This is a genomic window from Streptosporangium minutum (assembly GCF_002149035.1).
Taxonomy (GTDB): domain Bacteria; phylum Actinomycetota; class Actinomycetes; order Streptosporangiales; family Streptosporangiaceae; genus Streptosporangium; species Streptosporangium minutum.
This window is the reverse complement of sequence record NZ_NGFP01000245.1, coordinates 1-14148: the sequence shown is the minus strand read 5'-3', so window position 1 is coordinate 14148 and position 14148 is coordinate 1. Positions and strand designations below refer to the sequence as shown.

Here is a 14148-nt window from a genome sequence, read left to right as displayed (position 1 = left end):
CCCACCCCTACACCCAGGCGCTGCTGTCGGCCGCCCCCACGGCCAACCCGAAGGAGGAGCRGGCCAGGGAGCGCGTCATCCTCACCGGGGACGTGCCGAGCCCCCTGGACCCGCCGAGCGGCTGCCGCTTCCGCACCCGCTGCTGGAAGGCCCAGGACATCTGCGCCGTCGAGGAGCCCCCGCTCGTCGACCACGGCAACGGCCACCCGGTGGCCTGCCACTTCGCCGAGGTCACCGCGCGCTGATCAGCTGAGGCGGGCCGTACGGGATCATCCTCCCGTACGGCCCGTTCTGCTCTCTGCGGTCTGCCGCCAGCGCCGGACGCCGCCCGCGCCGGACACCCCGTCCCGGCGGTCGGCACGGCCCCGGCGACCCGGCCGGCCGTGACCCTGTCGAGGGGCTCGCCGGGGCCGGGCGGCCGGTGATACGGCGACGCGCAGGCGCTCCGCACGGCGTCGACCGCCTCGGTCCCTCCGGCGGCCGTTATGACGCGACCGAAAACGCGTCATGCCCCTGAGGTACCTGACAGCAGGTGACAGGTACGAGCGCCAGGCTGGAGCGAACACCCACGAGATCGAGGAGATCCACCATGCCCCGCGCCACCGGCACCTTCAGCATCGACGGCTGGGACGCACAGCCCTACGACGAGGCCGAGGGCGCCGTGCTCTCCCGCGTCCACGTGACCAAGACGTTCGACGGCGACCTGCTGGGCACCAGCACCACCGACATCATCACCGCGGTGGCCCAGGTGGAGAGCTCGGCGGCCTATGCCGGCTTCGAGCGCTTCACGGGCACCGCGCACGGGCGCAAGGGCACCTTCGTGCTCCACCACACCGCCACCAGCGACACCGGGGAGTCATCGCTGAGCTGGACGATCCTCCCCGACTCCGGCACCGGCGAGCTCACCGGCATCCAGGGCGAGGGCCAGATCGTCAACGACGACGGCGCCCACTCCTTCCACCTCGACTACGAGCTCGGCTGACCCACCCGGCGGCGGCTGCTGACCCTGACCGTCCTGCGGCGGATGTTCACCGGGTTCGCCGAGTGGTGCGCGGCCACTCCCACCTGCGCGCTGCACGGCGAGGACGCCGGGGCGGTGTGGCATCGGTGACCGTCGCCTACGACGGGCCCGGTCACGTCATGTACCTGTCGGGCAAGAAATGCCCGATCCGGCACGCCACCAGGTATCTGATCGACCTGACGCTCCCCGGGCCGAGCACCGTCTGCCCCGCCGATTGATCAGCGCTCGCCCCGGACTCCGATCCCCGCCAGCCGCACAGCAGGCCACCGGCCACGCGGCCGTTTCACGCTCGCGTCGCACCAGCGGAACCGGCGACATCGGCCTGGATGCCGTCGAGAAGCCAGGACAGGCCGAGAGCGAAGCTGGTGTCCCAGTCACCGTCCGCGACAAGAGGGCCATGGGCGGCGAGAGCCGGGTAGCGCTCCCGATTGGCGTACAGGTGCTCCCGGGCGGCCCGCCGCGCCTCCTGCTCCGCGCCGGCCGGCCAGGTGGCCTGCATCAGCCCGGAGCCGATGACATAGTTGGACAGCCCGTACGCCGCGGCCGTGAGGTGGGGCTCGACGACCCCGGCCTCCAGGAGGGTGGCGTACAGGAACTCACTGCGGGCCAGCACGTTGGGGCCCAGCATCGGACGGCCCAGCAGCGCCGCCGACCAGGGGTGCCTCAGCAGGACCGCGCGCCATCCGCTGATCAGCGCGGTGATGTCGGCACGCCACCCCTGGCCGCCCTCCGGCGGGATCTCGACCTCGGCGAAGATCATGTCGAGGGCGAGGTCGAGGACGTCGTCCTTGGTCTTCACGTGCCAGTACAGCGTGGTGGAGCCGGTGCCGAGCCGTTCGGCCAGACGCCGCATGGTCAGCCGGTCGGCGCCTTCGGCGTCCAGGAGGGCCACGGCCTCTTCGATGATCCGGGCTCGGCTGAGCGGCGGGGCGTCGCGTCCCGGCCGCGCGGAAGATCGCAGCCACACGTCTCCTGCCGCCCCTGAGCGGCGTGTCCCTGATTCTGCCTTGCCCGTGTCCACGGGAGGGAGTCTAATATGGCGATCGGGAACCGGACCATTGATCCGGTCAATAGAACAGCGATCTGGAAGCGTCACCGCGTCGCCCGGCTGGAAGAGCGGCGCCGCCGCTGGAACGAGGAACACGCCAAGCTCAAGCAATTCGAAACTCCAGCGGAGCCCGTCGATCGCACGCCACTCATGGGCCGGAGCAGACCACCACCCGTCCCGAACTCCCTGAAACGACAAGATCCCGCCTGATCTCGATGATCAGACGGGATCCCGTCAACTTCAGTCCAGCCGTTTCGAGAACGGCTCGCTGTGGAGCTATGGGGATTCGAACCCCAGACCTCCTCCATGCCATGGAGGCGCGCTACCAGCTGCGCCATAGCCCCTCAGATGTCCGTGCCACCGGGCTCTCGCCCCAGCGGCACCACGCCAGTGTATAGGACATCGGGGACCACCTGGAAACCGTGCGCGCGGGCCTCGACGGACGGACGAGGCCCGTGGGGGCCGGGCGTGGCGGGTGGGGCCCGGTCCCCGTGGACGAGACACCAGGTCTCGTGCCGCCCGCGCGTTCGGCCTGCGTGGCCGGTCCGCCTAGCCCAGCGACGCGGCCTTGTCGATCAGGCCGGCGAGCTCGGTCACCGCGGCGTCCTCGGTGGAGGCGGCCAGGCGCGTGGCGTGCCCGGCGAGTTCCCTGGCCCCTACCCCGGTGATCTCCTCACGGGTGCGGAGGTACTCGGCGAAGGCCGCCGCCACCACGTCCACCTGGAACCTCGGCGAGGACTCGCGCCACAGCGAGGCCGACAGGTCGGCCGACTCCAGGGACCGGCTGGTCTCGCCGGGGCCCCGGGTGTCGGGGTCCTGCCAGCGCACGGTGGCCGTGGCCAGCTGGCCGGAGGCCCCGCTGCGCAGCCGTACCTCGTACAGGGCAGTCACCGAGTGGCCCGGGCCGATCTCGCCGCCGTCCTTGGTGTCGTCGCGGAAGTCCTCGGCCGCGATCTGCCGGTTCTCGTAGCCGATCAGGTGGTAGGACTCCACGGCCGAGGGATTGAACACGACCTGCGCCTTGGCGTCGCGGGCCCGGAGGTCGAGGTTGGTGGCGAGCTGCTCGACGAACACCTTGCGTGCGTCGTCGACCGAGCTGACGTAGACCGCGGCGCCGTCGCCGTTGTCGGCGAGCTGCTCCATGAGCTGGTCGCCGTAGTCACGGCCCACGCCGACGCACAGCAGGGTGATCTGCCTGCCGGCGGACTCCGCCACCCGGTCGAGGATGCCCTGCCAGCTCGTGTCGCCGGTGTTGGCCAGGCCGTCGGAGAGCAGGATGACCCGGTTGGTGGCCGCCGGGCGGAAGGCGCGGGCGGCTTCGGCGTAGCCGGTGGTCAGCCCGGTCTCCAGGTTCGTCGAGTTCTCCACGCCGAGGCGGTCGATGGCCGCGTGCAGCTGGTCCCTGCCGGTGGCCGGGGTCATGGAGAGGATCAGCCGGGCCTGGGTGCTGAAAGCCACGATGGAGACCTGGTCCCCCGGCCCGAGCTGGTCGACGAGCTTGTGGAGTGCCTCGCGGACCAGGTCGAGCCGGCCGGGCTCACCCATCGAGCCGGACACGTCCACCACGAAGGTCAGGTTCGCCGGGCGCCGCGCCTCCGGGTCCGCCTTGCGGGTCTGCAGGCCGACCCGGATCAGCGCGGTGCCGTTCTCCGGCAGGCGGGCGCCGTCCATGTGAACGGTGAAACCGTCGTCGCCCGGCTCCTTGTAGTCCTGCCGGAAGGAGTTGACGAACTCCTCCGGCCGGATCTGGCCCGGCTCCGGAAGCCCTCCCTCCTGAAGGACCCTCTTGGCGTAGCCGTAGGAGGCGGTGTCCACGTCGAGGGCGAAGGTGGAGATCTGGTCGGCGGTGGTGTCCCGCTCCCCGGCGGCGGCCTCCTGATCCTGTGCCAGGGACGGCACCGCGTTCCCGGGGTTGTTCCTCGGTTCGGCGGCGGGTCTGCTGCTGGTGCTCGATCCGCCGCAGGCGGCGGTGAGGAGCAGGGCGATCACGGCGAGGGCAATGGCGAGCGTGCGCGGATTCATGTCGCCTCCGTAGGATGCGTGTCACCTCCTACGACGACGCTCCCTCCGGGTGCGCCGAGGGCTTGACCCAAGCGAGCGCAAACCGTGTTCGGCGCGTGATCAGGGCTTCCAGCCCGGGTCACGCCCGCTGAGCCCGAGGGCCCGCTCGAACGGCGAGGCGTCCTCCGGTACGGCGTGCGCCTCGCGGAAGGCCCCCATCCGCCGTCCCTGCGGGGCCATCTGATCCATGAAGGCGGCCACGGCCTCCCCGGTCTCCGCGTCCACCCCGTAGTCCTGCCCCGTGGCCCTGGCCAGGTCCCAGCCGTGGATCACCACGTCGCCCAGGCCCAGCTGGAACACCGTGGTCATGGGCATCCCCAGCGTAGGGCTGACCCCCTCGAAGGCCTCCGGCCGCGACCAGGCCGCGACCATCGCCGCGGCGCGGCTCTCGAAGGCGGTGTGGTCGCCGTCCTCCGGCGGCACCTCCTCCTTGCGCGCCAGCGCGTCGAACATCCCCGCCGCCCGGGACAGGTGCCCGAGCAGGCCCCGCACGTCGAAGTCCGCGCAGGGAGTGGGCAGGCCGAGCTGGTCCTCCCGGATCTCGCGGACGACGGCGGCGGTACGGGTGACGGCGCGTGAGAGCAGTTCGTTCATGACGGCCATGCTTTCCCGTGAACTCACAGATGTATTGAAAAAACGCGACATAAGATCCCTGGACATGCGTGTGTATCTCGGACTGGCCGCCAAACGCCCCGAAGCCGGACTCCCGGAGACGGTGCTCCACACCGTCAGAGAGGCGATCTCCGCCGCGTTCCCGGTCCCTCCGGAGGTCATCAGGGCCCGGGAGTGGCACCGCCCCGGCGTCTCCCTGTTCGCCTGGACCAACGAGCCGGACGACTCCCGGCAACCGGCCCTGCTGCACGACGGGCACGACCGGGTGACCGGGGTGAACGGCCATCTGGCCGCGCCCGGCGAGGTCGGCCGGCTGGCGGACATGCCGGTGCTGGGCACCGAGGCGGTCGGCGGCTGCTTCTCGGTGTTCCGCGCGACCGGCCGCGAGCTGTCGGCCGCCACCGCGATCCACCGGGTCTGCCCGGTCTACTACGCCGAGACCCCCGACATGCACGTGATCGGCAGCCGGGCGCTGCTGGTCCACCTCGCCGCCCGTGGAGAACGGGTCGAGTGGGACGTGCTCGCGCTGCAGTCGCTGATCCGGCAGGGCTACTTCCTGTCCGACGAGACGCCCTACCGCGGGGTGACCGCGTTGCCGCCGTCCTCGGCCGTCACCGTCGCGGGCGGCAGCCGTACGATCACCCGGACCCCGCTCCCCGCCGCCGCGCCCGCACCGGTCTCCCGCAGGCAGAAGAGGGCGCTCATCGAGGAGCTGGCCGGCGCGCTGCTGGCGACCGTGGAGCCGCTGCGCGCGACGGGCGAGCCGGTGAACCTGGCGCTGACCGGCGGCCGGGACAGCCGCCTGGTCGCCGCGGTGCTGCACGCGGCCAAGATCCCGCTCCGCGCGACCACCAACGGCCTGGACGTCCACCCCGACGTGGTCGTCGCCGGGCGGATCGCCCGTGCGCTCCGCATCGAGCACACGGTCATCCCCCCGGTGCGCGCCGAGAAGAAGGACGCGATCCTGGTCGAGCACCCGCTCGCGCGGGCCTACGAGACGCTGCGGGCCTGCGAGGGCATGACGTCGGCCTACGAGTCGGTCGTCGGCTACCTGCCCTACAACGCCCGGCCGACCATGTCCGGGCAGAGCGGCGAGATCCTCCGGTCCGGAGGATTCCTCCTGCTCCAGACCGATCTGGGGGCCAAGGCGCTGAGCCGGCGGGTGGACACCACGTTCCTGCGGGATCCGGCGCTGTTCAGCGAGGCGGCCAACGAGCACGCCCGCGAGCTGGCCGGGCCCTGGCGGGAGCTGCCCGGACTGGAGGCGCTCGACCACATGTACGTCACCTACAAGGTCGGCCGCTGGCAGGCCGGCGCCCGGGCGGGGGCCCTGCGCCGGGGCGATCCGATCTGGCCGTTCCTCGACAACCGGGTGGTCGGCGCGGCGCTGGGCCTCGACCAGACCTGGCGGCTGTCGGAGGAGGTCATCTACGAGCTCATCACCATGTTCGCGCCGTCGCTCCGGCACATCCCGATCGAGGGCAAGCCGTGGCGGTTCACCGTGGGCAGGCGCTACCGCCCCTGGCAGCGCAGGCCGCAGTCCCTGACGGCGCCCAAGACCGGCGCCGGCTGGAACTGGCGGACCGCCCCCGGCGAGGAGCTGACGGCCCTGCTCCGCGACCACGTCCTCGGCCGCCTCGACCTGCTGGCCCCGATCGTCGCCCCCGACGAGGTCCGCAAGCTGTTCGCCGGACCGGTGCTCGGCAAGCCCACCCAGGCCTGGCATCTCTACACCGTGGCCACGATGCTGGACGGCACCTACCCCGGTAAGGCCCCCGAAGGACTCGACCCGGTCCGCGTCCCCATCCCGTCGTGACCTCCCCGTTCCGCACCGCCTGCCGTACGGCGGCTTCCATCGCGAGGGCGGGCGGCCCCGGCGAGGACCGGCACCGGGCCGGCCTTCCGGGGTGCCGGTCAGGACCGGGCTCTCATGTGAGCGGGCCGGCGAAGACGACGATCTCGTCGATGTCGCCGTCCGCGGTGATGTGAACGATGTCCATGCCGGAGAGCAGGGGCTCACCGGCCGCGCTCTCGTAACGCCAGCCGTAGCGGGCCCACTCGTCCGGCGCGTCCACCCGGGTGGTCCGGACCATGAGGCAGGACCCCGACGGGTGGCGTTGGATCACCTCGGTGATGAAGTCCTCGACGGCCTTACGTCCGACGCTGCGCCCCAGGGGGCCCCAGAAAACGATGTCGTCGGTGAGGGCGCGGCTCAGGAGGGTGGCACGCCGTTCGGGATCGGCGGTGTTGGTGGCCTCGATGAAGGCGTCAACGGCCTTGGTGCGGAGTTCGTCGTCCATCGCACCGTCGTACCATGCTCCCGCGCCCGCTCGCGCGGCGGGAGCCGATCGATCCGGTGCCCGGGACGGCGACCACGCGCCCGGCCGAGCTCCCCGGCCCTCCCGGAACCCGGTCAGGCGGAGCCGGCCCGCCGGTAGGGCTTCCGCGTCCCGGTCCGGGGCGGGTCACGCCGCCGGTGATGTCGACACCCTGCAACACCCTGACGTCGCCGTATGACTTCATGCGGCCTCTCTCCCCGATGGCACACGTCATCACCGCCTCTCTTCTGCGCATGGTATACGCGATACTGCGTATACCATACACGCTAGACTGCCGGGATGGACAGCGAGAGCGGCGAGGCGTTCCCGGCGAGCATCGAGGCCGCCTGGGGCCTGCGCGAACGCCCCCACAAAGGGCCGAAGCGCGGACTGACCCTGGAGCGCATCGTCTCCGCGGCCGTGAAGGTCGCCGACGAGGACGGCCTCGACGCGGTCTCGATGAGCCGCGTGGGCAACGAGCTGGGCAGCTCGACCATGGCGCTCTACCGCTATCTCGCCACCAAGGACGAGCTGCTCACGCTGATGCTGGACGCCGCCGTCGGCCCCCCTCCGCCGCTGCCCGAAGGCCTCGGCTGGCGGCGCGGTCTGGAGTCGTGGGCCACCTCGATGCGCGCGGCGATCCTGGCCCACCCCTGGACGGTCCACCTGCTGATGCCCAAGGGGCCGCCCGCCACCCCCAACCAGCTCGCCTGGCTCGACCAGTTCCTGCAGATCCTCCAGGACACCCGCCTGCCCGCGAGCGCCAAGCTCGCCACCCAGTTGCTGATCAGCGGGCACGTGTGGAGCCACGTGAGCATCACCGCGGCGATCACGCTCGACACCGAGCCCGGCAGCCTGCGGCGCTGGAGAGAGTACGAGCCCTTCCTGCGGCGGGTGACCGGCGGGGGCCGTCTGCCCGGGCTACGCGCCGCGCTCGACGAGGGCGCCTTCGGCGACGACGCGGGAGCTCCCGACGATCACTTCGTCTTCGGCCTGGAACGCGCACTGGACGGCGTCGAGGCACACATCCGCTCGCTCGGCTGACTCAGCCCGGCGACGGGAAGGAGGCCGCCAGGCCGAGGATCCCCTGCAGGCACCTGAAAACGTACGCCATACGCAAAATCGTGTATGTTGTACGCAGAAGGGGGGCGCATGGAAGCCCGCATGTTCGCCGAGACCGATCGCGCCCAGCTGCGCGAGCTGTTCAGCCGCGCCGGTGAAGGCTCACCCACCGCCTCGCTGTGGGGACACGAGGAGTCCGAGGCGGCCATCTATCTCGACCCCTACCTGGACCTCGAACCGAGCTCGCTGTTCGTCGCCTCGGCCGACGGCGCCCTGGTCGGCTACCTGGCGGGCTGCCTCGACAGCGCGGCCTTCCCCAGTGAGGGTGAGCGTATGGAGAACGCCATCCGGAAATACCGGCTCTTCTTCCGGCGCGGACCCGCGACCTTCTTCGCGCGCAGCCTGGCCGACCTGACGGTGTCGAAGGTACGGCGCAGGCCCACCGCAGGCGACTTCGCCGACGCGCGGTGGCCGTCGCACCTGCACATCAACGTGGCCCCCGAGGCGCGCGGGACCGGCGCCGCCGATGCCCTGATGGCGCTGTGGCTCGACCGGTTGAAGGCGGCCGGCTCCCCCGGCTGCCACCTTCAGACGCTGGCCGAGAACACCCGGGCGGTGCGGTTCTTCGAGCGCGCCGGGTTCGCCGCGCACGGCCCGACGCCGCTGGTGCCCGGCCTCCGATACGGGGGCAGGCGGGTTCACCAGCAGACGATGGTCCAAAACCTCTGCTGAGGGCGACGATTGCGGCCGAATATCACAGTCACCTCTTCGGACTGTGGATGCTCACGTAATTCCCCCGGGGTCACACTGTCGGGTACGGCCATCGATTTCTTCTCCTTCGATCATGGTTTCGCAACCTGAAGGATCACGCGACGGCCGTCTTCATTTCACGATGCCACGCCTGTCACCAGCGGAAACTCGCACACCACCCCCGTGGACGCAACCAGGCAGGCCCTGTCCGGCACGCTGCGGCGAGACATCCAGGGCACTGGTGAGGCCTCACGATGGCCGCGCACTCCAGGGTGATTCGATCTTCCTCGGCCGGGCAGGATCCTCCCCCTTTCGGACCGGAACCGGCTCCCCGATCCGGTGCCACCGGCCGAAGCTGTCGCCGGGGGCGGGTTATGCTGCCGGTGCGGCTGGTTCGCCGCTCCCTCACCGGAGCGGCGAGGCAACAGGGAACCCGGTGCGATTCCGGGACTGCCCCGCAGCGGTAAGTGGGAACGACCGCCGTCACACGAGCACTGGGTGAGCGATCACCTGGGAAGCGACGGCCAGTAGGAACGCGCACGACGCCCATGAGTCCGAATACCTGCCACCGCCCGCGCGCCGACCGGCGCGCGGTGAGTCCATGGCCTCGCGGGAGGGCCGGGGGGACCTTCCCTCGCCGTGCCCGCGACAGCCGGGTTCCACGAGGGAAAAGGACCCATGACAGACCAACGCACCACCGTCCTCGGCTACCCCAGGATCGGTTCCGACCGGGAGCTGAAGAAGGCCGTGGAGGCCTACTGGGCGGGCCGTCTCGACGCCGCCGGGCTGGAACGGGCAGGCCGCGAGCTGCGCGAGCGCACCTGGAGCGAGCTGCGCGACGCCGGGCTGAGCGACATCCCCTCCAACACCTTCTCCTTCTACGACCAGATGCTCGACACCAGCGTCATGGTCGGCGCCGTCCCCGCCCGCTTCGCCGGGCTCGACGGCCTCGACCGCTACTTCGCCATGGCACGCGGCGCCCGGGGAATCGCCCCCCTGGAGATGACCAAGTGGTTCGACACCAACTACCACTACCTCGTGCCGGAGGTGGGCCCGCAGACGCGGTTCCGGCTGACCTGGGACAAGCCTCTGACGGAGTACGGCCAGGCCAGGGAGCTGGGGATCGAGACCAGGCCGGTGCTGATCGGCCCGCTCACCTACCTGCTGCTGGCCAAGTCCGCCGACCCCGCCTTCGCCCCGCTGCGGCTCCTGGACGACCTGCTCGACGTCTACGCCGAGCTGCTGGAGCGGCTGGCCACCGCCGGGGTCGTCGAGGTCCAGCTCGACGAGCCGGCGCTGGCCGCGGACCGGTCGGCGGAGGAGCTGAGGGCGCTCGCCCGCGCCTATGAGCACCTGGGCGGGCTCAGCCACCGCCCGCGACTGATGGTCGCCACCTACTTCGGCGAGATCGGCGCCGCGCTCCCCGTGCTGGCCGCGACCCGCGTCGAGGCCGTCGGCCTGGACTTCGTCGCCGGTCCCGGCAACCTGGCCGCGGTGGCCTCCACTCCCGGGATGGCGGCCAAGTCCGTGGTGGCGGGGGTGGTGAACGGCCGCAACGTCTGGCGGACCGAGCTGCCCGCCGCGCTGTCCACCTGCGCGGCGCTGCTCGGGCTGGCCGGGGAGGTGGTGATCTCCACCTCCTGCTCGCTGATGCACGTCCCCCTCGACGCGGAGCGGGAGACGGCGGTGCCGGAGGGGCTGGCGTTCGCCAGGCAGAAGGTGGCGGAGGTCGTGGCGATCGGCCGCGCGATGCGGGAGGGACCCGGCGCGGCCGTGCCCGCCGTACCGGTGAGGGCTCCGGTGGACGGGCGGATGCGGGCCCGGTTGGAGGCGCTGGGCGAGGGGACGGCGCGGGCCGCTCACGCGGAGCGGGCGGTGATCCAGCGCGCGTCGCTGGGACTGCCGCCGCTGCCCACGACCACGATCGGCTCGTTCCCGCAGACGGACGCGGTACGGCGGGCCCGCGCCGATCTCCGGGAGGGCCGGATCGACCGGGCCGGGTACGAGGCGGCGATGCGGGCTGAGATCGACTCGGTGATCGCGCTGCAGGAGGACATCGGGCTGGACGTGCTGGTCCACGGCGAGCCCGAGCGCAACGACATGGTCCAGTACTTCGCCGAGCAGCTCGACGGCTACGCGGCCACCGAGCACGGCTGGGTGCAGTCGTACGGCACCCGGTGCGTCCGGCCGCCCATCCTGTTCGGGGACGTGGCCAGGCCGGAGCCGATGACGGTGGGCTGGGCCGTCTACGCCCAGTCCCGGACCGGCAGGCCGGTCAAGGGCATGCTGACCGGGCCGGTGACCATGCTGGCCTGGTCGTTCGTCCGGGAGGACCAGCCGCTGTCCGAGACCGCGCGGCAGGTGGCGCTGGCGCTGCGGGACGAGATCCGCGACCTGGAGGCGGCGGGCATCCGGATCATCCAGGTCGACGAGCCCGCGCTGCGGGAGCTGCTGCCGCTCCGGGTGGCCGGGCACGCCGCCTACCTGGCGTGGGCGGTCGCCGCGTTCCGGCTGGCGACCTCGGGGGTGTCGGACTCCACGCAGATCCACACACACATGTGCTACTCGGAGTTCGGCGAGATCATCGGCGCCATCGGCGACCTGGACGCGGACGTGACCAGCGTCGAGGCGGCCAGGTCCGGGATGGAGCTGCTGGAGGACCTGCGCGCCGCCGGGTACACCCGCGGGATCGGACCGGGCGTCTACGACATCCACTCCCCCCGCGTGCCGGAGGCCGACGAGATCGAGCGGGCGCTCCGGCTGGCGGTCCGGGCGGTCGAGCCGGAGCGGCTCTGGGTCAATCCCGACTGCGGGCTGAAGACGCGGGGCTACGCCGAGACCGAGGCGAGCCTGCGGAACATGGTGGCCGCGGCCCGGAAGGTCCGCGCGCTGTAGAAGACATCGACGACGCCCCCGGCCGGGCCGTACGGCTCGCCGGGGGTGCCCGCCCGTTCGCCGCCGGCGCCGGTTACGTAAAATGACCCCTAGACAGCGGAGAGTTTTCCTACAACATTAGTGGGATATTGATCTCGGCCCAGGAGTCCGCCATGGCACTCGTCCAGCCCGATCCCACCTTCTACCCGTCCGCCCGTGAGGCCATGCTGGCCCCCCGGGAAGAGCTCGCCTATGTGGCCTTACTCGACACCGCCGGCGATGGGCGCCCCGACGGGCTCGCCACGATCGACCTGTCCGACGGGTCGATCGTCAACGTGCACGACATGTCCGTCCCGGGTGACGAGCTCCATCATTTCGGGTGGAACGTCTGCAGTGCGGCCCTGTGCCCGTACGCCCCGCACCCGCACGTCGAGCGGCGTTACCTGGTCCTGCCCGGCCTGCGGTCCAGCAGGATCTACATCTTCGACGTCAAGGACGATCCCCGGCACCCCAAGCTCGTCAAGACGATCGAACCGGAAACGATCTTCGAGAAGACCGGCTACAGCCGTCCGCACACCGTCCACTGCGGCACCGACGCGATCTACGTCAGCGCGCTCGGCAACGTGGACGGCGACGCGCCGGGCGGGGTGTTCACGCTCGACCACGACACCTTCGAGCCCAAGGGCCGCTGGGAGGCGGACCGGGGGACGCAGAAGCTGCACTACGACTTCTGGTGGCACCTCGGCCACGACACGATGATCACCAGCGAGTGGGGCACGCCGAACCAGATCGAGGCGGGGCCCTCGCTGGAGCTGCTGGCCGGCCGGGAGTACGGCCACAAGCTGCACCTCTGGGACCTGACCAAGCGCAGGCACCTGCAGGAGATCGACCTGGGCGACCAGCACCAGATGACCCTGGAGCTGCGCCCCGCCCACGACCCGACCAAGACCTACGGCTTCGTCAACACCGTGATCAACGCCGAGGACCTGTCGGCCAACATCTTCACCTGGTACCTGGAGGACGGGGTCTGGAAGGCCCTCAAGACCGTCACCATCCCGGCCGAGCCGGCCCCGGCCGACCTGCTGCCGGAGCCGCTCAAGCAGTTCGGCGCGGTTCCGCCGCTGGTCAGCGACATCTCGCTGACCCTTGACGACCGGACCCTGCTGGTCTCCTGCTGGGGCACGGGCGAGCTCAAGGCCTACGACGTCTCCGACCCGTTCGCCCCCCGGGAGACCGGCTCGGTCCGGCTCGGCGGCATCGCCCGGCGCGACGCCCACCCGGCGGCCCCGGAGCGGGCGCTGAACGGCGGACCGCAGATGGTCGAGGCCAGCAGGGACGGGCGGCGGGTCTACTTCACCAACTCGCTCTACCGCTCCTGGGACGACGTCTTCTACCCCGACGGGATCTCCAGCTGGATGGCCAAGGTGGACATCGCCGACGACGGCTCGATCTCCCTCGACCCCGGATTCTTCGTCGACTTCGCCTCCGACGGCCGCCGGGCCCACCAGATCCGCCTGCAGGGGGGCGACTCCTCGTCCGACTCCTACTGCTTCCCGTGACCACGGCCCTGTCCATGATCATGGCAGGGTGCGCCCGATGGATCTGACCTCCGTGCTGATCCTGGCCGGGCTCGGCGCCTTCCACGGCCTGAACCCGGCCATGGGCTGGCTCTTCGCGGTCGCCCTCGGCCTGCAGGAACGCTCGCGCGCGGCGGTGCTGCGCGCGCTGCCGCCCATCGTGCTCGGCCACGCGGGATCGGTGCTGATCACGCTCGCGCTGGTGTCCGTGGCACGCCTGGCCGCCCCGCCCAGGCTCGTCTCCTACGGCGTGGCGGCCCTGGTGTGCGGGTTCGGGGTCTGGCGGCTGGTACGGCGGCGCCATCCCCGCTGGGTCGGGATGAAGGTGACCCGCTGGCAGCTCGCCGGGTGGTCGTTCCTGATGGCCACCGCCCACGGCGCCGGCCTGATGGTGCTTCCGATCACCCTGCGCGCCGGGCACGGCGCCGCCTCGCTGGCCTCGCAGAGCCTGCTGGCGACCTCGATCCACACGCTCTCCATGCTCGCGACGACCACCGCCCTGGCCATGATCGTCTACGAGCGGCTGGGGGTCGCGGTGCTCCGCAAGGCGTGGTTCAACCTCGACCTCGTGTGGATCGAGGTCGCCAGCAGGCTCTGCGAGGCCAGCGAGGCGGCGCCGTGCCCGGCGCGCAGGGTGATCGGAAGCACCATCAGGCCGGCGCCGTGGGCGGTGGCCATCAGGAACGACCACCCGGCGAGCTGCCAGCGGGTCACCTTCATCCCGACCCAGCGGGGATGGCGCCGCCGTACCAGCCGCCAGACCCCGAACCCGCACACCAGGGCCGCCACGCCGTAGGAGACGAGCCTGGGCGGGGCGGCCAGGCG

Annotated in this window: 14 protein-coding genes, 1 tRNA gene and 1 riboswitch; of the genes, 10 read left to right on the top strand and 5 right to left on the bottom strand. The window is 71.5% G+C overall.

Annotated features, from left to right (window positions below):
* The 3 genes from CA984_RS35745 to CA984_RS46650 all read left to right on the top strand — a co-directional run.
* Positions 1–245 (top strand): oligopeptide/dipeptide ABC transporter ATP-binding protein (locus CA984_RS35745; RefSeq protein ID WP_341351750.1); only part of this gene is annotated, 245 nt, incomplete at its 5' end.
* A gap of 344 nt (positions 246–589) precedes the next feature.
* On the top strand, positions 590–982 hold the full coding sequence (locus CA984_RS35740) for a DUF3224 domain-containing protein (RefSeq protein WP_086577830.1): 393 nt from the start codon (positions 590–592) through the stop codon (positions 980–982).
* A 116-nt stretch (positions 983–1098) separates the two neighbouring features.
* Positions 1099–1239 carry an alpha/beta hydrolase gene (locus tag CA984_RS46650; RefSeq protein WP_165781534.1) on the top strand — a complete coding sequence of 47 codons (141 nt, stop codon included), beginning with the start codon at positions 1099–1101 and terminating at the stop codon, positions 1237–1239.
* A gap of 65 nt (positions 1240–1304) precedes the next feature.
* Here the strand turns inward: CA984_RS46650 and CA984_RS35735 are convergent, their stop codons facing one another.
* The gene (locus CA984_RS35735) at positions 1305–1988 is read right to left on the bottom strand and encodes a TetR/AcrR family transcriptional regulator (RefSeq protein WP_242676359.1); all 684 of its coding nucleotides are present in this window, start codon (positions 1986–1988) and stop codon (positions 1305–1307) included.
* A 69-nt stretch (positions 1989–2057) separates the two neighbouring features.
* On the opposite strand from CA984_RS35735, the gene CA984_RS45660 reads away from it, so the two are divergent.
* Complete coding sequence (locus CA984_RS45660) at positions 2058–2279, top strand: hypothetical protein (protein WP_133061872.1); 222 nt, start codon at positions 2058–2060, stop codon at positions 2277–2279.
* Between the two features lie 61 nt (positions 2280–2340).
* Here CA984_RS45660 and CA984_RS35730 read toward each other — a convergent pair.
* From CA984_RS35730 to CA984_RS35720, 3 genes are all read right to left on the bottom strand, one after another.
* Positions 2341–2413: transfer RNA gene (locus tag CA984_RS35730), tRNA-Ala, on the bottom strand.
* A gap of 205 nt (positions 2414–2618) precedes the next feature.
* On the bottom strand, positions 2619–4091 hold the full coding sequence (locus CA984_RS35725; protein WP_086577828.1) for a vWA domain-containing protein: 1473 nt from the start codon (positions 4089–4091) through the stop codon (positions 2619–2621).
* Positions 4092–4190: 99 nt separating this feature from the next.
* Positions 4191–4724, bottom strand: coding sequence for a TIGR03086 family metal-binding protein (locus CA984_RS35720; RefSeq protein WP_086577831.1), 534 nt, complete (start codon positions 4722–4724; stop codon positions 4191–4193).
* 64 nt (positions 4725–4788) lie between these two features.
* Here CA984_RS35720 and CA984_RS35715 point away from each other — a divergent pair, with 64 nt between their 5' ends.
* Positions 4789–6558, top strand: coding sequence for an asparagine synthase-related protein (locus tag CA984_RS35715; protein WP_086577827.1), 1770 nt, complete (start codon positions 4789–4791; stop codon positions 6556–6558).
* Positions 6559–6670: 112 nt separating this feature from the next.
* On the opposite strand, the gene CA984_RS35710 is transcribed toward CA984_RS35715, so the two are convergent.
* Entirely contained in the window at positions 6671–7042 is a 372-nt protein-coding gene (locus CA984_RS35710) for a nuclear transport factor 2 family protein (protein WP_086577826.1), read from the bottom strand.
* A 318-nt stretch (positions 7043–7360) separates the two neighbouring features.
* Here CA984_RS35710 and CA984_RS35705 point away from each other — a divergent pair, with 318 nt between their 5' ends.
* The 5 genes from CA984_RS35705 to CA984_RS35685 all read left to right on the top strand — a co-directional run bounded on the left by CA984_RS35705 (position 7361) and on the right by CA984_RS35685 (position 14119).
* A complete protein-coding gene (locus tag CA984_RS35705) occupies positions 7361–8104 on the top strand; it encodes a TetR/AcrR family transcriptional regulator (RefSeq protein WP_086577825.1) in 744 nt (247 codons plus the stop codon).
* 108 nt (positions 8105–8212) lie between these two features.
* Positions 8213–8854 carry a GNAT family N-acetyltransferase gene (locus CA984_RS35700; protein ID WP_086577824.1) on the top strand — a complete coding sequence of 214 codons (642 nt, stop codon included), beginning with the start codon at positions 8213–8215 and terminating at the stop codon, positions 8852–8854.
* A gap of 390 nt (positions 8855–9244) precedes the next feature.
* Positions 9245–9456: riboswitch (cobalamin riboswitch) on the top strand.
* Positions 9457–9550: 94 nt separating this feature from the next.
* Positions 9551–11767, top strand: coding sequence for a 5-methyltetrahydropteroyltriglutamate--homocysteine S-methyltransferase (gene metE, locus CA984_RS35695; protein ID WP_086577823.1), 2217 nt, complete (start codon positions 9551–9553; stop codon positions 11765–11767).
* Positions 11768–11919: 152 nt separating this feature from the next.
* Positions 11920–13305, top strand: a complete 1386-nt coding sequence (locus CA984_RS35690; protein ID WP_086577822.1) for a selenium-binding protein SBP56-related protein — start codon at positions 11920–11922, stop codon at positions 13303–13305.
* Positions 13306–13342: 37 nt separating this feature from the next.
* On the top strand, positions 13343–14119 hold the full coding sequence (locus tag CA984_RS35685) for a hypothetical protein (RefSeq protein ID WP_242676358.1): 777 nt from the start codon (positions 13343–13345) through the stop codon (positions 14117–14119).
* Positions 14120–14148: the final 29 nt, after the last annotated feature.